At 69.3% G+C, this 18,379-nt stretch carries 19 protein-coding genes and 1 pseudogene; 7 read left to right on the top strand and 13 right to left on the bottom strand.

Going from position 1 to position 18,379, the window contains the following annotated elements:
- Position 1 precedes the first annotated feature (1 nt).
- Positions 2-772, bottom strand: coding sequence for a pyrimidine reductase family protein (locus tag ACWDTP_RS03865; RefSeq protein WP_450016749.1), 771 nt, complete (start codon positions 770-772; stop codon positions 2-4).
- 34 nt (positions 773-806) lie between these two features.
- On the opposite strand from ACWDTP_RS03865, the gene zapE reads away from it, so the two are divergent.
- A complete protein-coding gene (gene zapE, locus ACWDTP_RS03860; RefSeq protein WP_450016748.1) occupies positions 807-1,856 on the top strand; it encodes a cell division protein ZapE in 1,050 nt (349 codons plus the stop codon).
- Positions 1,857-1,868: 12 nt separating this feature from the next.
- On the opposite strand, the gene ACWDTP_RS03855 is transcribed toward zapE, so the two are convergent.
- From ACWDTP_RS03855 to ACWDTP_RS03840, 4 genes are read right to left on the bottom strand one after another with little or no spacing between them, the layout of a single operon-like run.
- The gene (locus ACWDTP_RS03855; RefSeq protein ID WP_450016746.1) at positions 1,869-2,432 is read right to left on the bottom strand and encodes an N-acetyltransferase family protein; all 564 of its coding nucleotides are present in this window, start codon (positions 2,430-2,432) and stop codon (positions 1,869-1,871) included.
- Between the two features lie 15 nt (positions 2,433-2,447).
- Positions 2,448-2,975, bottom strand: coding sequence for a hypothetical protein (locus ACWDTP_RS03850; RefSeq protein WP_450016744.1), 528 nt, complete (start codon positions 2,973-2,975; stop codon positions 2,448-2,450).
- Positions 2,976-3,023: 48 nt separating this feature from the next.
- Positions 3,024-3,446, bottom strand: a complete 423-nt coding sequence (locus ACWDTP_RS03845; RefSeq protein WP_450016742.1) for a PPOX class F420-dependent oxidoreductase — start codon at positions 3,444-3,446, stop codon at positions 3,024-3,026.
- Between the two features lie 29 nt (positions 3,447-3,475).
- Positions 3,476-4,216, bottom strand: coding sequence for a Clp protease N-terminal domain-containing protein (locus ACWDTP_RS03840; RefSeq protein WP_450016740.1), 741 nt, complete (start codon positions 4,214-4,216; stop codon positions 3,476-3,478).
- 74 nt (positions 4,217-4,290) lie between these two features.
- On the opposite strand from ACWDTP_RS03840, the gene ACWDTP_RS03835 reads away from it, so the two are divergent.
- Entirely contained in the window at positions 4,291-5,682 is a 1,392-nt protein-coding gene (locus ACWDTP_RS03835) for a sensor histidine kinase (RefSeq protein WP_450016738.1), read from the top strand.
- Here ACWDTP_RS03835 and ACWDTP_RS03830 read toward each other — a convergent pair whose 3' ends face one another.
- From ACWDTP_RS03830 to ACWDTP_RS03820, 3 genes and pseudogenes are all read right to left on the bottom strand, one after another.
- Positions 5,683-6,051: an ArsR/SmtB family transcription factor gene (locus ACWDTP_RS03830; RefSeq protein WP_450016736.1), complete on the bottom strand. Its 369-nt coding sequence runs from the start codon at positions 6,049-6,051 to the stop codon at positions 5,683-5,685. It abuts the gene before it with no gap.
- A 355-nt stretch (positions 6,052-6,406) separates the two neighbouring features.
- Positions 6,407-7,273 (bottom strand): annotated as a pseudogene (locus tag ACWDTP_RS03825) (MFS transporter); the annotation flags it as partial.
- Between the two features lie 54 nt (positions 7,274-7,327).
- Complete coding sequence (locus tag ACWDTP_RS03820; protein WP_450016734.1) at positions 7,328-7,984, bottom strand: FadR/GntR family transcriptional regulator; 657 nt, start codon at positions 7,982-7,984, stop codon at positions 7,328-7,330.
- Between the two features lie 140 nt (positions 7,985-8,124).
- Here ACWDTP_RS03820 and ACWDTP_RS03815 point away from each other — a divergent pair, with 140 nt between their 5' ends.
- Both ACWDTP_RS03815 and ACWDTP_RS03810 read left to right on the top strand, forming a co-directional pair.
- A complete protein-coding gene (locus ACWDTP_RS03815) occupies positions 8,125-9,282 on the top strand; it encodes a CynX/NimT family MFS transporter (RefSeq protein ID WP_450016845.1) in 1,158 nt (385 codons plus the stop codon).
- A gap of 76 nt (positions 9,283-9,358) precedes the next feature.
- Positions 9,359-10,483 (top strand): TDT family transporter, encoded by a 1,125-nt coding sequence (locus ACWDTP_RS03810; RefSeq protein ID WP_450016732.1) that lies wholly within the window; start codon positions 9,359-9,361, stop codon positions 10,481-10,483.
- Positions 10,484-10,542: 59 nt separating this feature from the next.
- On the opposite strand, the gene ACWDTP_RS03805 is transcribed toward ACWDTP_RS03810, so the two are convergent.
- A complete protein-coding gene (locus ACWDTP_RS03805; RefSeq protein WP_450016730.1) occupies positions 10,543-11,487 on the bottom strand; it encodes a LysR family transcriptional regulator in 945 nt (314 codons plus the stop codon).
- Between the two features lie 265 nt (positions 11,488-11,752).
- Between ACWDTP_RS03805 and ACWDTP_RS03800 the strand changes: the two genes are divergently transcribed.
- Positions 11,753-12,805 (top strand): 3-deoxy-7-phosphoheptulonate synthase, encoded by a 1,053-nt coding sequence (locus ACWDTP_RS03800; RefSeq protein WP_450016728.1) that lies wholly within the window; start codon positions 11,753-11,755, stop codon positions 12,803-12,805.
- Here the strand turns inward: ACWDTP_RS03800 and ACWDTP_RS03795 are convergent.
- The 4 genes from ACWDTP_RS03795 to ACWDTP_RS03780 form a co-directional block, all read right to left on the bottom strand.
- Positions 12,802-13,620 (bottom strand): hypothetical protein, encoded by an 819-nt coding sequence (locus ACWDTP_RS03795; protein WP_450016726.1) that lies wholly within the window; start codon positions 13,618-13,620, stop codon positions 12,802-12,804. The two genes, ACWDTP_RS03800 and ACWDTP_RS03795, sit on opposite strands and share 4 nt — an antisense overlap.
- 209 nt (positions 13,621-13,829) lie before the next feature.
- Positions 13,830-14,483 (bottom strand): biliverdin-producing heme oxygenase, encoded by a 654-nt coding sequence (locus ACWDTP_RS03790; protein WP_450016724.1) that lies wholly within the window; start codon positions 14,481-14,483, stop codon positions 13,830-13,832.
- 40 nt (positions 14,484-14,523) lie between these two features.
- Complete coding sequence (locus tag ACWDTP_RS03785; protein WP_450016722.1) at positions 14,524-15,090, bottom strand: TetR/AcrR family transcriptional regulator; 567 nt, start codon at positions 15,088-15,090, stop codon at positions 14,524-14,526.
- A 26-nt stretch (positions 15,091-15,116) separates the two neighbouring features.
- Entirely contained in the window at positions 15,117-15,713 is a 597-nt protein-coding gene (locus ACWDTP_RS03780; RefSeq protein WP_450016720.1) for a TetR/AcrR family transcriptional regulator, read from the bottom strand.
- A gap of 66 nt (positions 15,714-15,779) precedes the next feature.
- Between ACWDTP_RS03780 and ACWDTP_RS03775 the strand changes: the two genes are divergently transcribed.
- Both ACWDTP_RS03775 and ACWDTP_RS03770 read left to right on the top strand, forming a co-directional pair.
- Positions 15,780-17,198 (top strand): ABC1 kinase family protein, encoded by a 1,419-nt coding sequence (locus tag ACWDTP_RS03775; RefSeq protein WP_450016718.1) that lies wholly within the window; start codon positions 15,780-15,782, stop codon positions 17,196-17,198.
- Complete coding sequence (locus tag ACWDTP_RS03770; protein WP_450016843.1) at positions 17,185-18,366, top strand: cytochrome P450; 1,182 nt, start codon at positions 17,185-17,187, stop codon at positions 18,364-18,366. The genes ACWDTP_RS03775 and ACWDTP_RS03770 overlap by 14 nt, the downstream gene beginning before the upstream one ends.
- Positions 18,367-18,379 lie beyond the last annotated feature (13 nt).

The raw sequence follows: 18,379 nt of genomic DNA, 5'->3' as shown, positions 1-18,379 counted from the left end.
GCTAGACCCTGACGTAATGCGTGTACAGATAGCCCTCGTCGTCGGTCAGCACGTGCGACGGCCGCATCCTGGCATGGGTCTGGCCGGGCCCGGTGGCGATGCGTCGTGCCACCCCGCCGACCAGGACGGGTGCCACGGTCAGGCACAGCTCGTCGAGCAGATCGTGTTCGATCAGCAGGCTCAGCAGCGACGGCCCGCCTTCGGTGAGCACGCGGTAGAGCTTGCGCTCACCGAGGATCCGCAACGCCGCGGCGGCGTCGACGCGGCCGGGATCCGGCCCGGAGGCGTCGAGCACCTCGGCTACCGCGCCCAGCCGCCGCCGGGCCTCGGCGACGGTGTCGGTGCAGGTCAGGATCAGCGGGGCGGCGTCGGTGCGGGTGAAGAACTTGGCGTTCGGGTCGAAATCGGCGGATGCGGTGATCACCGCGATCGGGGGCACCTCGGGCTGGCCGCGGCGCTGTCGGGCCTCGCGCTGGGCGACCGAGAGCTGGGCCCCCGAGTAGTTCTCGATCCGGACCGTGGCCGCGCCCATCAGAATGACGTCGGCGGCCTGGCGCATGAGTTTGAACACCGCGCGGTCGCCGGGGCCGGCCAGGCCGCCCGACTTGCCGTCCTCGGTGGCTCCGCCGTCGAGGCTGGAGATCATGTTGCCGCGCACCCAGCAGCGCCGCAGGTCGTCGGGGTAGGAGTAGAAGTCGCCGATCCGGCTCTCGTCCACCGTTTCGACCGGGCCTAGCAGTGTGAGCTGTGTCCCAGCGGCGTCGTCGGACATAAGGATGATTTGAGCACGTCGTTACGCTGCGTGCATGCACGGGTCCAGCGGTGTCGCCCATCTCGCCGATCGTCATCCCTCGGTGACCCCGGAACGGTTGGTCGCACAGCTGGTTCCGCCGCCGACCTTCGCCGATGTCAGCTTCGACAGTTACCGGCCCGATCCGGCGGAGCCGTCGCAGGCCGCGGCGGTGCAGTCGTGCCGGCAGTTCTGCGAGCAGGCCGCGGTGCGCCGGGCCGGCAGGAAGAAGCTGTTCGGTAAGCGCGAGGTGCTGCCCGGCGTCGGCATCTACCTCGACGGTGGGTTCGGGGTCGGGAAGACCCACCTGCTGGCGTCGACGTACTACACGCTCTCCGATGGCAGTTCCCCGACGGCGTTCGCGACGTTCGGCGAGTTGACCCAGCTGGCCGGGGTGTTCGGGTTCACCGAATGCATCGACCTGCTGGCCGGGTACGTGGTGGTGTGCATCGACGAGTTCGAACTCGACGATCCGGGCAACACGACGTTGATCTCGCGGCTGCTCTCGGCGCTGGTGGAGCGTGGGGTGTCGATCGCGGCCACCTCGAACACGCTGCCCGAGCAGCTCGGCGAGGGCCGGTTCGCGGCGCAGGACTTTCTGCGCGAGATCAACACCCTTGCGCAGATTTTCACCACGGTGCGCATCGAAGGCCCCGATTACCGGCACCGCGACCTGCCGCCCGCCCCCGAGCCGCTCGCCGACACCGCGGTGATCGACCGCGCCGCCGGGGTCGATGGCGCCACGCTGGACGACTTCGACGCGCTGTGCGCGCACCTGGCCACCATGCACCCGTCGCGCTACCACGCCCTGATCGAGGGGGTGTCGGAGGTGTTCATCACCGGGGTGCACCCCATCGACGACCAGAGCGTGGCACTGCGGCTGGTGGCACTGACCGATCGGCTCTATGACGCCGGGATCCCGGTCCTGGCCTCCGGTACCAAACTGGACACCATCTTCAGCGAGGAGATGCTGGCCGGCGGGTTCCGCAAGAAGTATCTGCGCGCCACCTCCCGGCTGCTGGCGCTGACCGCCGCCGCGCAGACTTCCCTCGGCGAGCAGACATAAAACTGCCCACTTTCACGGGATTTGGGGCAGGTTTGGGTCTGCTCGGCACGGGGAGATCGGCCGCACCATCACATAGTCGTGCTCGACGCCCGCGCCAAGCCGAAATGTCTTGGTGCCGTTGATCGTGAAGCCGTGTTTGGTGTAAAAGCGCTGGGCCCTTCGGTTCTCCTGGTTCACCCCGAGCCAGACGCAGCCGACCCCGAGCTCGGCGGCCCGGTCCAGTGCCGCGCCCATCAGCGCCGTCGCCGCGCCCGCGCCGTGGCTTTCGGGCCGGACGTAGATCTTGGACAGTTCCAGCGCCGGACGCTGCGGCACCGCCCGGGCGACGTCCTCGTCGTCGGGCACGCCGCGGATCAGCATGGCGTACCCCGTGATCCCGGCGCCGCGGGCCACCAGCACGATCCGGTCGGGATCGGCGAGGTACTCGCCGAAGCGCTGCTCGGACAGGTGCTCGGCGATGAACGCGGCGATGTTGTCCGGGGTGGCCGACGGGGGACAGGCCAGCGGGAAGGTGGCCGCGGCCACGGCGGCGAGTTCGGGAAGATCGCCGGGCCGGGCCGCTGTGACGTCAATCAATTCAGCTCATCGGGCCTACGGTAGCGGCGCGCCCGGCTGCCACAGATTCCACTGGGCCAGGTGTGTCCCGGTCTGCGGATTGATCAGCACTACGTTGGTGACCAGCGCGCGGTAGACGTCCCAGTACACATCGCCGTTGACGGTCGCTCCCGGCGGCGCGTTGCGCAGCGCGGCCTCCAGCGCATTGGGGGCGTCGGTGTGTTTCGGCGCGTAGGCATCGGCGTAGGGGGTGACCCCGTTGAAGGCGAACCCGAGCGCCATCGCATACGGGTTGGGCGCCTTGATCGTGGTGACGGTCACCGGGGCCCGCCACGGGCTGCCCTGGGCGCGCCAGCGCGGTGAGCCGTTCCAGCCCCAGCCGGGCGGTACCTCGCTGGCCAGGACATCGTGGACGGTGACGTCGGCCACGACACCCTCGAAGTCGACGCGCAAGGTGTCGCCGATCCGGCCGATCGGGGTCCCGCCGGCGGCGGCGGCCTGCGGGGCCGCCACGCCGGCGAACGCCGTCAGGACCGAGACGAGGAATACGAGCCAGCGACGCATGCCTGGCATGATCGCACAGACTGAAACGTGTTACAGACGGTTCGCCGGTCAGGCCGCCCAGGGGCCGAGGCCGCCGACCTTGTCGATGCGGATCCGGGTCAGTAGGCCGTCGGGGGAGTTCGGCGGCGGGAAGTGCTCGCTGGAACCGAGCAGCGCCTCGGCCAATTCGGTGAGCAGTTCGGGTGCACCGCCCTCGACGATCCTGGCGGTGCCCTCGACGGACAGGTAGGGGCGCTGCTGTCCCGGTGCGGCCTCGCCGACGATGGTCAGGGCCACCCGCGGATCGCGGCGGATGTTGCGCGTCTTCCGATATTCGGAGAGATGGGCACTGACCAGCTCGTCGCCGTCCGGCGTGGACTGCAACGCCACCCACACCAGCGTCACCTGGGGGCTGCCGTCCGGGTTCAGCGTGACCAGGGTGGCGTCGGCGCCGGCTCCGATGAGGTCGCGTGCGGCTTGGTTGAGTTTCACGCCTACTGCTACAGCCGGGTCGGCCGATTTCATTCCCCGGCCTTCTTCATGAACGGTTCCAGCGCGGCGGCCAGGTCGGTCTCGAATCGCTCCTGGTCGGCGCCGAGCCGGTGCAGCGCACCGTCCTCGGGCTCGGCCTCGTAGAGCGCCAGCAGGATGTGTTCGGTGCCGATGTAGTTGTGGCCCAGGCGAAGTGCCTGACGGAAGGTCAGCTCGAGCGCCTTCTTGGCCGTGCTGTTGAACGGGATCAGGGCGGGCATGGAGTCGGCCCGCGGCGGGAGGGTCACCGCAGCGCGGACGGCGTCGGCATCGATGCCCTGACCGGTCAGCAGTTTGGCGCCGATCCCGTCGGGGTCGGCGAACAGCGCCAGCAGTAGATGATCCGAGCTGATCTCTGCGTTGCCCGCATCGTGGGCGGTGTTCTGCGCGGCGACGACGACATTGCGGGCGCGCGGAGTGAACCGGGAGAACCCGGCGTTCGGATCGAGGGCGGCCGGATCGAAGTCGGGAACCTTGGGGACGAAGCGTTTCTGGGCGGCCTGCTTGGTGACGCCCATGCACTTGCCGATATCGGTCCAGGACGCTCCGGAGCGCCGGGCCTGATCGACGAAGTGACCGATCAGGTGGTCGGAGATCTCGCCGAGGGCGTCGGCGGCGATGACGGCGTCGATGAGCTGGTCGAGTGGTTCGGTATGCGCCTTTTTGATCGCGCCGATGAGGTCGTCGAGGCGGACGGGATTCGTGATCTTGGCGGGGGCCGGTTCGGTCATGCGTCAACCCTAGGTTGACGATGCTGGATCGTCAACCCTGGGTTGACGTACCGCCATCGGGCAAGATGACGCCGGTGGACTTCGAAGAGCGGCTGATCCGGCTGCTGCGGCCGGTGCTCCGGCCGATCATGCGGGTGTTGTCGCTGCGCAGCATCGTCATCGTCGCCGCGTTGTCGGTGGTGATACTCGTCCTGACGCTGGGCACCTGGGTGTGGATCGGGGTGACCAACGACCAGTACACCCAGCTCGACCGGCGGCTGGACTCGCTGAGCAGCCTCGGCGACGTGAGCACCCTGCTCACCAACACCCGGCAGGCGGGTGCCGCGATGCCCGACGACGGCGGGCTGGTGCGCACCGCCCACATCGGCGGGGTCACGGTATCCGTACCGAGCGATATCATGTTGCCGCAGTTGGAGAACGGCTATGCCAACACCACCATCGACGGGGTCGAGTACCGGGTCAGGACCTTCGCGACGGGCCCGGCCTCCATCGCCCTTGGCGCGCCGTTGGCCGAAACCCAGCGCCGCATCGACGAACTGCACCTGCGGGTGGTGCTGATCTGTGCCGGGGTGATCGCCGGCACCATCGTGGTGGGCTGGGTGATCTCGCTGGTGATGATCGATCCGTTCCGGCTGCTCGCCCAGCAGGCTCGCGCGATCAACGCCCAGTCCAAGCCCGACGAGGTGCAGGTACGCGGGGTGCGTGAGGCGGTCGAGATCGCCGAGGCGGTCGAGGGAATGCTCGCCCGGATCGGCAACGAGCAGGAACGGACGAAGGCCGCCCTCGAATCGGCCCGCGACTTCGCCGCCGTGGCCTCCCATGAACTGCGGACCCCGCTGACGGCGATGCGCACCAACCTCGAGGTGCTCTCCACCCTCGATATGACCCCCGATCAGCGTCAGGAGGTGATCGGCGACGTGATGCGCACCCAGAGCCGCATCGAGGGCACCCTCACGGCGCTGGAGCGGCTGGCCCAGGGTGAGCTGACCACCGTCGAGGATTTCGTGCCGATGGACGTCACCGAGCTGCTCGACCGGGCCGCCCACGATGCGCTGCGCACCTACCCTGGCCTGCGGTCCACGCTGATGCCGTCGCCGACCGTGCTGATGCTGGGGATGCCGGCCGGGCTGCGGCTGGTGATCGACAATGCGATCGCCAATGCCGTCAAACACGGTGGCGCGACCGAGATCAGGCTCAGCGCAGTCAGTTCCGCCGATGATGTGCAGATCGTGGTCGACGACAACGGTTCCGGGGTGCCCGAGGCGGAGCGGGCCGAGGTGTTCGAGCGGTTTGCCCGTGGGTCCACCGCCTCGCGCTCCGGCTCGGGGCTGGGTCTTGCCCTGGTCGCCCAGCAGGCCGAATTGCACGGTGGCGACGCGGCTTTGGAGGCCAGCCCGCTGGGCGGTGCGCGATTGCTGCTGCGGCTGCCGGTGGTGCGGGCCCGGTTCGACGACGCGCCGTTCTGATCAGGGGTGGACGGGTTCCCCGGTGACCCGGTGGTCGGCGTGGTTGAGCCCCTCCTGGACCAGTCTGCTGAGGTGGCCGTCGCGCAGGCGGTAGTAGACCCGCCGGCCGTCCTTACGGGTGTCCACCATGTGGGCGAACCGCAGTTTCGCCAGGTGCTGGCTGATCGAGGTGCGCGATCCGCCGGTCGCGTCGGCCAGCGCGGTGACGTCGGCCTCGCCCCGGGCCAGCAGCCACAGCAGGTGCAGCCGGGTCCGGTCGGCCAGCATGCGGAACGTTTCGCTGGCCACGTCCAGCCGCTCCTGGTCGGGCGCACCCTCGTGAACCAGGCTCGCCTGGTGCCGCGACGGTGTCTCGGGTTGCGGTGCCATACCGTTCCTTCCCCCGGCGCGGCCACGCGAGGAACGCGGCCGATGTCGCGAGTGTAGCCAGGGTGGCCAGGCTCAGCGCGGCAACGGCCTGGTGGAGCGCGGCGCCGACCCAGCCCGCGATCGGGTAGGTGAGCAGGAACCCGGCATGCGACAGGGAGAACTGCGCGGTGAACACCGGTGTCCGGTCGTCGGCCGAACAGTTGCGGCGCAGCACCCGGGCTGCGGGGGTGTTCACCAGCGACGTGGCGGCGCCCATGGTCGCCCACAGAGTGGCCAGGGCGGCCCATCCCGCGACTCCCGATGGCGAGATGAGGAGGAAAACCGTTGTCGCGGTGAGGCCGGCGCTGGCGGCGACGGCGCCGGTGAGCATCACCGTGCGATCCGAGGTGATGGTGAGGATCCGCGGCACGCCCAGTGCCGCCGCCATCGACCCGGCGCCGTAGCAGGCCAGCGCCACCGCCAGGCCGTTGGCCTGGGCATTGAACAGATCACGCACGTACACAACGGTATTGACCATGACCAGTCCGGTCGCGGCGGCAACCACCAGATCGAGAGCCAGCAGGGCGCGCAGCTCGGTCGTCCGCCACATCACCCTTGCGCCGCGCAGCGCTCGATCCCAAAAGCGTTGCGATTGCTCACTTCTGAGTTCCACCGTGGGGCGGGTCGACAGGATGGACGCCGCAGAGGAGAGGAATCCGGCGACGGTGCCGACAAACAGTGCCGGGTAGGGCAGCACGGCCAGCAGCGCGGCGGCCAGCACCGGGCTGGCGAGCGATTCCAGGTCGTAGGCCAGCCGCGACAGCGACAGTGCCCGGGTGTAGCCGGCGTCGCCGGTGAGGATCGCCGCGACCAGGGTCTGGAACGCCGGTGTGAACGTCGCCGACGCGGCCTGCAGAAGGAAAATCAGTAGATAGATCTGCCACACCGCGTCGACGAACGGCAATCCGAGGGCAATCGCGGCACGCACCACGTCGGTGGCGATCAACAGCGTTTTCGGTGGCACCCGCGCCGTGACCGCGGCCGTGACCGGTGCGACGAGGACGTAGGCCACCATCTTGATCGCCAGGGCCGTCCCGAGCACCGCTCCGGCCCTGGCGCCGGCCAGGTCGTAGGCGAGAAGCCCAAGCGCGACGGTGAGCAGGCCGGTGCCGGCAAGCGCAACGACCTGCGCGGTGAACAGTCGCCGGAACGTGCGGTCCTGCAGGGGGTTGGCGGTGGGCACGCCGCCAGTATGTCAATAAGTGCGCAATTGCGCACGTATAGATCGTAGGCCGGCTCAGCAGTCCGGGGCTTGGGTCAGGAGTTCGTCGAGGAAGCCGCCGGCCTCACGCCCGGCCCGTTCCACGTCGCCGTCCACGATCGCCTCGATCAGGCCGTCGTGGGCGAACATGTCCGACGAGGCGGTGCTGGAGCTGGCCACGCTGGCCGCGATGGCCTCGGTGAGGCCGCGGTAGAGCTCGATCAACACGCTGTTGTGGGAGGCGCGCATGACCGCGAGGTGGAATTCGGTGTCGGCGCGGATGAACTCCTCGTGGTCGACGGTGTCGCGGCGGGCGTAGCGATCGCGCAGCTCGGCCAGATCGGATTCGGTGCGCGAGGCCGCGGCCAACCGGGCGCCCTCGACTTCCAGGCACCGCCGGACCTGTAGGACCTCGCGCAGTTCCGATCCGCACAGCCGGCGCAGGGCGGCCGATACCTCGCTGGTGGCCCGTACATAGGTGCCCGCTCCCTGCCGGACCTCGAAGATCCCGTTGTGGGCCAGGGCGCGGATGGCCTCGCGGACCGTGTTGCGGCCCACTCCGAGCGCCTCGACCAGTTCGGGCTCGGTGGGGATGCGGGTGTCGACCGGCCATTCCTCGGATTCGACCGAGGCGCGCAGCTGGGCGATGACCTGGTCGACCAGGCCGGTGCGCCGGGTTGTGACGAGAGGCACGCGAAAACCCTTTCATCCAATCATGGGATGTATGGCACCCTAACTGAGTGACTCCGAACGCGCGCACCGAATCGCTCGAATGCTACGAGCATGAGCTCGAACTCGAGCTCGACGGCGCCGTAGAGTTCCGCCCCGGCGTGATGGCGGCGGGTGGCACGCTGCTCGTGGTCGCGGTGGCCCTGGTCGCCCTCAACCTGCGGCCGGCGATCACCAGCGTCGGACCCCTGCTGGGCGATATGCGCGACTCGCTGGGCGCGTCGGCGGTCTGGGCCGGTGCCCTGACCACGCTGCCGGGGCTGTGTTTCGCGGCCGCCGGCCTGACCGCGCCCTGGCTGTCGCGGAAGATCGGGCTGGGCCGCGCGATCTCGGTCGCGATGGTCACCCTCGGCATCGGCCTGCTGCTGCGGGTGCTGGACGGCCCGTATGTGGTGATCGGCGGAACGCTCGTCGCGACCGCGGGCATCGCCCTGGCCAACGTGCTGATCCCGGTGGTCATCAAGGGTTCGTTCCCGGCCCAGATCGGCCTGATGGCCGGTATCTACACCGCCGCGCTGCAGGGCGGCGGGGCGCTCGGCTCGGCACTGACTCCGCTCGCGGAGCCGATTCTGGGTGGTTGGCGGGCGGCGCTCGGCAGCTGGGCGGTCCTGGCGGCGTTGGCCCTGGTGTTCTGGCTCGCGGCGGCCCGCGGTATCAACAACGTCCGCACCACCGATCCGTCGACCGGCGGCGGCCGCTCGCTCATGCGCAGTCCGCTGGCCTGGACGATCACGCTGTTCTTCGGCTGCCAGTCCTTCCTGGCCTACATCGTGATGGGTTGGCTGCCCGAGGTCTTCATCGACACCGGCGTGAGCAAGAGCGACGCCGGGCTGCTGGTCGGCCTGGTGTCGGTGCTAGCGGTGCCGATCAGCCTGGTGGTGGCGCCGCTGGCGGCACGCCAGTCCGCCCAGAGCGGCTGGATCATCGGCCTTGGCGTGCTCGGCTTTGCCGGCATGATCGGCCTACTGGTCGCGCCCGGCGCGTCCCCGCTGCTGTGGAGCGTGCTCGTCGGTCTCGGCATGAGCGTGTTCTCCCTGGCGCTCACCGTGATCGCGCTGCGGGCCCGCAACGCCGAGGACACCGCCCGGCTGTCGGGGATGGTGCAGGGATTCGGCTATCTGCTGGCCGGGATCGGGCCGTTCGTATTCGGACTGCTCCATGACAGCACCGGCGGCTGGACCGTGCCGTGGACGATGGCGCTGGTGGTGTACGCGGTGCAAATGGTGGCGGGCGCCCTCTCGGGCCGGAACCGCTACGTCTGAGTCACAAGCCTGACTTGTGGCGCCACAAGCGCGCGCCGGCTACCGGCGCGCGCGGCGGCGTCCCAGCATGGAACGGGTGAGCACCGAACTCGCCCTTCGCCCCTTCCACACCGCGCTGTACGCCGAACTCGACCGCCCCAGGCTGACGTTGCGCCACCTCACGCCGAATTGGTTCGCCGCGGTGATGGGCACCGGCATCGTGGCTACCGCCGCGGCCACCCTGCCCGGGCACATCCCGGGCCTGCCCGAGTTCGCCACCGCGGTCTGGCTGCTCGCCGCGCTCGTGCTGGTGGCGCTGACCTCGGCGTTCGGCTTGCACTGGGTGCGCCACCGCGAGCAGGCCAAAGCCTATGCCGCGCACCGGATCATGGGCCAGTTCTACGGTGCTCCCGCGATGGCGCTGCTTACCGTGGGCGCCGGTGCCATGCTGCTGGGGCCGCCGGTGATCGGCGAGTCCGCGGCACTGGCCGTCGACGTGGTGCTGTGGACCGCGGGAACCGCGCTGGGGTTGGCGGTGAGCGTGGCGCTCCCGTTCGCCATGATCACCCGGCACGACCACGCGGAGGCCGTGGCGGTGCCGGCCTGGATGATGCCGGTGGTTCCGCCGATGGTCTCGGCCTCCACCGGGGCCCTGCTGCTCGGGCACCTCGGCCCGGGACAGGCGGGGATGACGCTGCTGATGGCCTGCTACGCGATGTTCGGGCTGAGCCTGCTGGCCGGGCTGATCACCCTGACCATGGTGTATTCCCGGATGGTGCACGGGGGCATCGGTGAGGTGGCGGCCGTCCCCACGGTATGGATCGGGCTCGGCGTGATCGGTCAGTCCATCACCGCCGCCAATCTGCTTGCCGCTCACGCTGGTTCGGTCCTGACCGACGGCGCGACGGTGGCCGCGCTGCACGCCTTCGGAGTGATCTACGGACTGGTGATGGGCGGGTTCGGCGCCTTCGTGTTCTGCCTCGCGCTGGCCCTGACCTGGCACGGTATCCGGCGCGGGCTGTCGTTCACGCTGACCTGGTGGAGTTTCACCTTCCCGGTCGGGACCTGCGTCACCGGGGCCGCGGCCCTGGCCGCGGCGACAGGGGCGACGGTGCTCTCCTGGCTCGCGGTGGCGCTGTATCTGCTGTTGCTGGGGGCGTGGGCCACGGTGGCGGGCCATACCGTGCGGGGCGTGGTCGGCGGGCGGCTGCTGCGCGGCTGACTTCGGCCCGCCGAGTTCGACGATAACGTCGCAATCATGATGACGCAGCCACGTTTTCGTCAGATTCGTGGTCGGGTCCTGGCCCCGATATGGGCCAGCAGGTCCCGCACCGCCCCGGCCGGCGGGGTCCGTCCGCCCAGCCAGATGGCGCGTAGATCACGGTGCAGGTCGAGCCCGGCCACCGGCACTGCCCGCAGCCTGCCGACGGTGAGATCGTCCTCGACTGCCAGCCTGCTCATCACCGCGGGGCCCGCGCCCGCCAGCACCGCCGCACGCATCGCCGAGGCCGAGGACAGCTCGATCGCCGGGGCGGCCTGGCCCGCGTCGCCCAGCGCCGAGCGCAGCGCCGTGCTCAGGGCATCCCTTGTGCCGGAACCGATCTCCCGGGATACCAACGGGGTGTCGTTGAGTTCTCCGGCACCGATCGCGGTCGACCGGCGCGCCCACCGGTGATTCGGCGGGACCACCACGACCAGTTCGTCACGGGCGATGACACGGCTGTGCAGACCCGGTGGCGCGCCGGGGGATTCGATGAACCCGAGCTCGGCGGAGCCGTCGCGCACCGCGGCGATCACCTGGTCGCTGTTGGCCGCGGTGAGGATCACCTCGGCCACGGGATCTCCGCGCCGCTGCGCGTCGGCCTGCAGCGATACCAGCCACCGCGGCATGAGTTGTTCGGCGACGGTGAGGCTGGCCGCCACGGTGAGTCGCTTGTGACTTTCGGTGCGCATCGCGGCGAGCCCGGCGTCCACCCGCTGCGCCACGTCGATCAGCTGGTCGGCCCATTCGGCGACCACCACGCCGGCCGGGGTGAGCCGCGATCCCCGGGTGCTGCGCTGCACCAGCCGCACACCGGTCTGGCCCTCGATCGAGGACAGTCGCGACGACACCGCCTGCTGGGTCAGCCCGAGCTCGCGGCCCGCGGCGCCGAGGCTTCCGGTTCTGGCGATGGCCAGCAACACCTCGAACGCCGCCAGATCGGGCATTCGGCTGCTCAGCGGCATGTCCGCATGCTAGCCCCGGTCACAAATCGGCATTGTGAGCGGGCGATTGTCGCCCGGCCCGGCCCGTGGTGTAGCGTGGCCGTCGTGAACATCGGTGTGTGTGTCGCCTATTGGCGCTTTATCGAGGCTCCGGGCGGAGCCGATAACGCGCAGCACTAAGCACGCATCCACCCGGAGCCCAGGCAGCGACCATCAGGTTGCTGCCTTTCGTCATTCAAGGGCGCCGGACGTGACCAGGTGCCCGCCACCAGGAAGGCACCCGAATATGAATCTGGCGCAGATCGCCGCACCGGACACCTCGGATCGACGGATCCGAAGTTTCAGCGAGATCCCCAGCCCCCACGATGTGCTCACCGAGTTCCCGTTGGGCGCCCGGCGCGCCGAGCGGGTGGCCCGGGACCGCGATCAGGTGGCCGACATCCTGGCCGGCCGCGATGACCGTCTGCTCGTGGTGGTGGGGCCGTGTTCGGTGCACGACCCCGCGGCCGCGCTGGAATACGCCAGCCGGTTGGTCAAGGTGGCCGACGAACTCAAGGACCGGCTCAAGGTGGTGATGCGGGTGTACTTCGAGAAGCCCCGCACCACGATCGGCTGGAAGGGCCTGATCAACGATCCGGGTATGGACGGCACCTTCGACGTGGCCCGTGGCCTGCGCACCGCCCGCCGGCTGTTGCTCGACATCATCGATATCGGGTTGCCGGTCGGCTGCGAGTTCCTCGAACCGACCAGCCCGCAGTACATCGCCGACGCGGTGGCCTGGGGGGCGATCGGGGCCAGGACCACCGAATCCCAGGTGCACCGCCAGTTGGCGTCGGGCCTGTCGATGCCGGTGGGGTTCAAGAACGGTACCGACGGCAACGTCCAGGTGGCCGTCGACGGGGTCAAAGCCGCTGCCGCCGAGCACGTCTTCTTCGGGATGGACGATATGGGTCGGGGCGCGGTGGTCAGCACCGCGGGCAACGAGGATTGCCACGTGATCCTGCGCGGCGGTACCGACGGGCCCAACTACGACGCCGGCGCGGTCGAGGCCGCGGCGGCCACGCTGGCCGGCGCGGGGCTGCCGGGGCGCGTCGTGATCGACTGCAGCCACGCCAATTCGGGTAAGGATCATGTGCGGCAGGCGGTGGTCGCCGCCGAGGTCGCACAGCAGGTGCGCGACGGGCTGCCGGTCAGCGGGGTAATGCTGGAGAGCTTCCTGGTCGCGGGCGCCCAGTCGTCGGAGGCGCGTCCGTTGACCTACGGGCAGTCGGTGACCGACAAGTGCATGGATTGGGACACAACCGATCTGGTGCTGCGGCAGTTGGCCGGCCGGGGTTAGTTCCCGCTCGGCTTGGCGTAGCGGGCCCGGTGCGGGTCGAACCTGACGGGCTTGGTCTCGTCGAGTTCGATGTGCACGTCGGTGTCGTTGGCGGCGGCGTCGGGCGGGCTGAACACCACCACCGCGGTGCCCGGCCGCGGGACCCGGGTGGAGGTCGTGGTCATGTTCGCCTCGAGGCGTCGGCGTCCGGACCCGCTGTCGAATTCGACGACGACGGTGAACCGGGGGTCATCGGAGGTCCACTTCTCCAGGAAGGTCACCTCGCGCAGCACCCCCGGCGCTCGGGTGCCGTGCGCGCGCAGGGCGATCAACCGGCGTCGGCGCTCGCGGGTGTAGCCGATGCCCCGCCACGCGGCGATCGTCGCCACCGCCGCGCCGGCCGAACACGCCACGCTGGCCAGCGCAATCAGCCCGCCCACGCCGCCGCCGATCCACAGCGCACCGGCGAGCAGGCCGACCGCCACCCCCGCCAACGCGGATGCGGTGGCCACACGATTTCCGGTGGCGCGCTGACCGAATGCGTCACGGGCTTCTTCGGCGGTGATGCCGGTGAGGATGCCCGGCAGGAAGAGGAACAAGAGGACGGCCAGGCCCTGCCACATCGAGGCGTCGCCGCGGCTCATATCGCGGTACCAGATCGTGGCCCAGGCCACGACGGGCGCCCACAACAGGAACGTGAGCACCACGAAGAAATTCAGCGCGCCCGACGACTTATAGACCGGCGGCACGGTGATCCGGCCGTGCTTTTCGACGGTGGAGAAGTGCGGCTGGGTGCTGTCCCAACTGGGAGGCTGCTCCGGTGTTTCGTCAGTCAACGTGGCGTGCTCCGTTCTCACGAATTACTCACAGCGACAATACGGAACGTTGAGAACGAGCACCGGACAACTCGTGTCAGGATGCGGGATCCGCAGCATCCCCGAGAACCGGTTCACCCAGGGGGACCCGGCCGTTCACCCGATCATCACCGAGATGGCGGAACCTCGGTGGATTCAACTACGACACGGCCGGTTTCGCGATCGCAACTTCAGCGTCGGTAGGCCGGTAGGTTGTCGGCCAGTTCGGCGAACACGTTCTGGTTCAACGCGAATGCCTGCCGGACCTCGTCGACCACGCGGTCGGTCTGCTCGGTGTCGAGGCCCAGTCCGTCCAGTCGGGCCCGGTAGGCGTCCTTGTACGGCTTGGGTCGCATCGGGAACTCGTAGAACGCCAGGCCGGTCCCGGCCAGGCCGAAGGTGCGGTCCAGGATGCGGCCGATGGCCTGACCGCCGGACAGATCCCCGAGGTAGCGGGTGTAATGGTGAGCGAGAAGGGCACCGCCCCAACGGGAGTCGACGATGCGGCGGCTGTAGGCCCGGGCGGCGGGGGAGTCGACCTCGCGGGCGGTGCCCGGTGACCAGCGCTCGAGATCGGCGCCGATCGCCTGGGAGCGCTCCAGCGCGGGGTCGTAGACGGCGGCGACCAGTGGGTCGTCGCGTCGGGTGCGCATCGCGTCCTCGAGGGCGTGATAGATCGCGTGCAACCGCAGCAGGTAGTCGACGTAGCCCTGTTCGTTGAGCCGCCCCTCGAGCAGTTCGGCGATGAACGGCGAGTGCTCCGCGGCCGCATGCTGGGCGGTCGACCCCTCGCGCATGGCGACGGACAGCGGTCGGGCGGTGGCTTTACGACAGCTTGTCAACATGATGTAGACAGTTTGTCAGAAAAATGCCCGCCGTGGGGATCTACCTTTGGGTGCCCACCGCCCGCAGCACGAACCGTTCGATGTCGGCCACCCGAAGGTGCCGGGGTGCCAGACAGGCGTGGATCAACGACATCGTCGCCGCCTCGTCGTCGACGACGAACCTCCCGGCGGCGACACCCTCGGCCAGGATCCCGCGCAGCACTTCCTCGACGGCGACCACGTGGTCGCGAATGGCCAGCATCGTTTCGGGGGGCAGCGCGCCGTACAGGTGCACGCCCAGCCCCATGTGGAACTGCTGACCGGCGTCGAGTTGGTGCCGGATGTAGACCGCCAACCGGTCGACCGGCCCGTCGGCCTCGGCCAACGCGGCCCGCAGGCCGTCGAGGTAGCGACTGGTCTCGTGGGAGGCGAAGGCGACCACCACCGCTTCCTTGTCGGCGAAGTGGTGATAGATCGCGGTCCGCCCGATGCCTGCCGTCGACGCCAGCTTGGCCATGGTGATGGCGTCGAAGCTGTGGTCGGCCATCAGCGTGGCGAAGGCCTCGAACACCCGCTGTTGGACCAGCTCACGATGCTCTTCGACGGACGAAGCGCTGATCCTTGGCACGGTGGTGACTTTAGTGTGTCGGCCGGTCAGCCGATGGGAGTGATGCGCGACGCGAGCATCCGGGTCCACTCGGTGAGGTAGCGGTCGTCGGGGACGTCGGGTGATTCGGCGCGGAAGAACATCGCGGTGGTGCGCCGGCCCAGCAGGGCGTCGACCCCGAGGGTGGCGATGGTGCGGCCGGCCGCCGGATCCAGGTCCGGCAGCCAGCCCCGGATCCAGTCGTCGAGTTCGGTGTAGAGGCCGTCGATGAGCGCGGCGTAGGCGTCGTCGAGGCGCGACGAGCTGTTCGACGGTGTGCGGGCGGCGATCTGCAGCAGCTGGCTCTCCTCGTCGATGACGCTGAGCAGATAGCGGCCGAGCAGGGTCAGCTCGGTGTGCAGGTCGCCGAGCCCGGCGAACATCGACCGGATGTCGTGCATCGCGCGCCTGCGGTCCAGCTGGCGGTCGATGCCCGCCTCCAGCAGGGACTCCTTGGATTTGAAGTGGTGGTAGAGCGCGCCGGAACCGGCCGCCAGGCCCGCCGCGGCCTCGATCTGCGCGACGCTGGTCGCCCGGTAGCCCTGTTCGCAGAACAGTCGCATCGCCTCGCTGACCAGGCGGTCACGGGTCGTCGTCTCAGCCATTGACCATCCCCAAGTGTTCACTTAGCATCACCAAGTGAGCACTTTAGCAGGCTGAGGGAGGGTTCGATGGCGGATCCGGATCGCCCTGTCCGGCGTGGCCGGATACGACGCACGATGCCGTTGGCCGGGTTCACCGCGCGCGCCGCGGGCGGTCGTGTGGTGGCGGGGCTGCGTAAGCAGGCCGGGGATGCCGACGCGGTCGAGCGTTTCCACGAGCGCACCGCCGAGCGCTATGCCGACCTGCTCGGGCACTCCAAGGGGGTGCTGATGAAGGCCGGGCAGATGGTGTCGATGGTGGACCCGAGCGCCGCCGGCTTCGGGGAGTTCTCGCCGTACCAGAAGGCGCTCACCCGATTACAGGGCGACGCCCCACCGATGGATGCCCGGTTGGCGATCGACATGGTGCAGGCCGAACTCGGAGGGTCCATTGCCGACGTGTTCGCCGAGTTCTCGGAGACCCCGATGGCCGCCGCTTCGATCGGACAGGTGCACCGCGCCACGATGACCGACGGCCGTGAAGTTGCCGTCAAGATCCAGTATCCCGGCGTGGCCGAGGCGATTCGCGACGATCTGGCCAACACCGAGCTCCTGACGACCTTTGTCCGGTTCATGAACTCGACCATCCCCGGCGCCATGCCGGACCTGCGCCGGGCCAGTCAGGAACTCACCGAACGCATTTCCGAGGAACTCGACTACCGGCACGAGGCCGCGAACATCACGGCGTTCCACGAGCTCTACCATGACCACCCGCATATCCGCGTCCCCGAGGTGGTGCCCGAGGCATCCGCCGACCGGGTGCTCACCATGACCTATCTGGACGGCGTCGACTGGGCCGAAGCGCTCACTGCCGACCAGGATCTCAAAAACGTGTGGGCCGAGACGATTTCGCGGATGCTCACCGGATCCTACCGGCATGCGAACCTGTTCCACGCGGATCCCCACCCGGGCAACTACCGGTTCCGGTCCGACGGCACGGTGGGGTTCGTCGACTTCGGCTGTGTCAAGGTGCTCACCGAGCAGCGGCGCTGGCAGATGGTACGGATGGCCCGCTCGGTGATCGAAGGGCGTAAGGCCGATCTACGCGATCTGATGACCGAATCCGGTTTTATCGCAGACGATTCGACCCTCACCGCCGACGAGGCCTATCAGTGGTGGTCGACCCTGATGTATGAGTTGCTCGGCCCGCAGCCGGCCACCTACACGCAAGAGGCGACCGAGCGTTCCGTCCGCTCCCTGATCGATGTGCGCTCCGGCGATCACCCGATCCGGCGGATGTCGGTGCCACCCGACTTCGTGTTCTTCTCCCGGCTCAACCTGTCGATGAACGCGATCTTCACCGCGCTGGGCGCGACGTTCGAGGCACGCGCCTCGGTGCACGATATGGACGGTGTCGCCGAGCCGGTCAGCGATCTGGGCAAACAGCACATCGCCTGGGTTCGACAGCGCGGCTTACCGTTTGGGATGGAGCATGGTGACCGGCGCTGAGATCGTCATCCCGCGGCTGCTCTGGGATGCCGCCGACCCGTATCCGTTCTACGAGGACTGCCGGCGCCGTGGCGAGGTGGTGTGGGACGACACCGCCCAGGCCTGGCTGGTGCTCGGCTACGGCCCGGCGCGCCAGGTGCTCGGGGGCGCCGATTGGACCAGCGATCCGGCCGCCAACCCGATCGCCCGCGCCGGTCTGGATCCGATCAACCTGCAGTTCGCCGAGCGGTCCATGCTGGTGTCCGACGGTCCCATCCACCGGCGGCTGCGCGGATCGGTGCGCGATGTGTTCACCAGGTCCTTCGTCGGCGGCCTCGCCGAGGGAGTGGAGGCGATCACGTCGGAGGCGGTCGACCGGCCAGAGCCGGGCGCCGCCTTCGATTTCATGGTCCAGATCGCGCTGCCGATCCCGATGGGGGTGGTGGCCGCCTGGCTCGGGTTGGGACCCGACACCACCGATCTGCTGGCCGAACTCTCGCCGGTGATCATCCGGATGCTCGGCACCCTGGCCGACACCGAGGAGACCAGGGCCGGGACCGTGGCGGCCGCCGAGCTGATGGGGGAGTTTCTCCCGCTGGCCGCCGACCGGCGCAGGCATCCGGGTGACGATCTGCTGAGCTTCATCGCGGGCGATCCCGAACTGGAGCTCGAGGACGTCGTCGTCACGGCCATCCTGATTGCGGTGGCCGGGCACGAAACCACAGCGAATCTGTTGGGTTCGGGATTGATTCGCCTGCTTCGGCCCGGCGCCGACGGCACCCGGTTGGCCGAGCGCCTCGACCCGGCCGACCCGGGTGTGGTGACCGAACTGCTGCGGCTGGACAGTCCGGTGCAGGCGGCGCTGCGCACCGCGACACGCGACACCCGGATCGGTGAGGTGACGGTGCATGCGGGGGAGACCGCCCTCGTGGTGGTGGCGGCCGCCAACCGTGATCCGGTGGTGTTCAGCGACCCCGACGAGTTCCGAGTGGGCCGGACCGGGGCCGCGCCGCTGACCTTCGGCTACGGCGCGCACCACTGCCTGGGTGCGAGCCTGGCCCGGCTGGAGATCGGTACCGCCCTGCCGAAGATCCTGGCGCGCGGACCGGTGCTCGCCGGGGAGCCGGCGTGGCGCGACACGCCCGCGATTCGAGGCGCGCTGCGCATTCCCATGGTCTTCACCGGGTAGCACAATCGGGGAC

The organism is Mycobacterium sp. NPDC003449, assembly GCF_053588415.1.
Note: the sequence above shows the minus strand (reverse complement) of the source record. Positions and strands in the feature narration are given on the sequence as shown.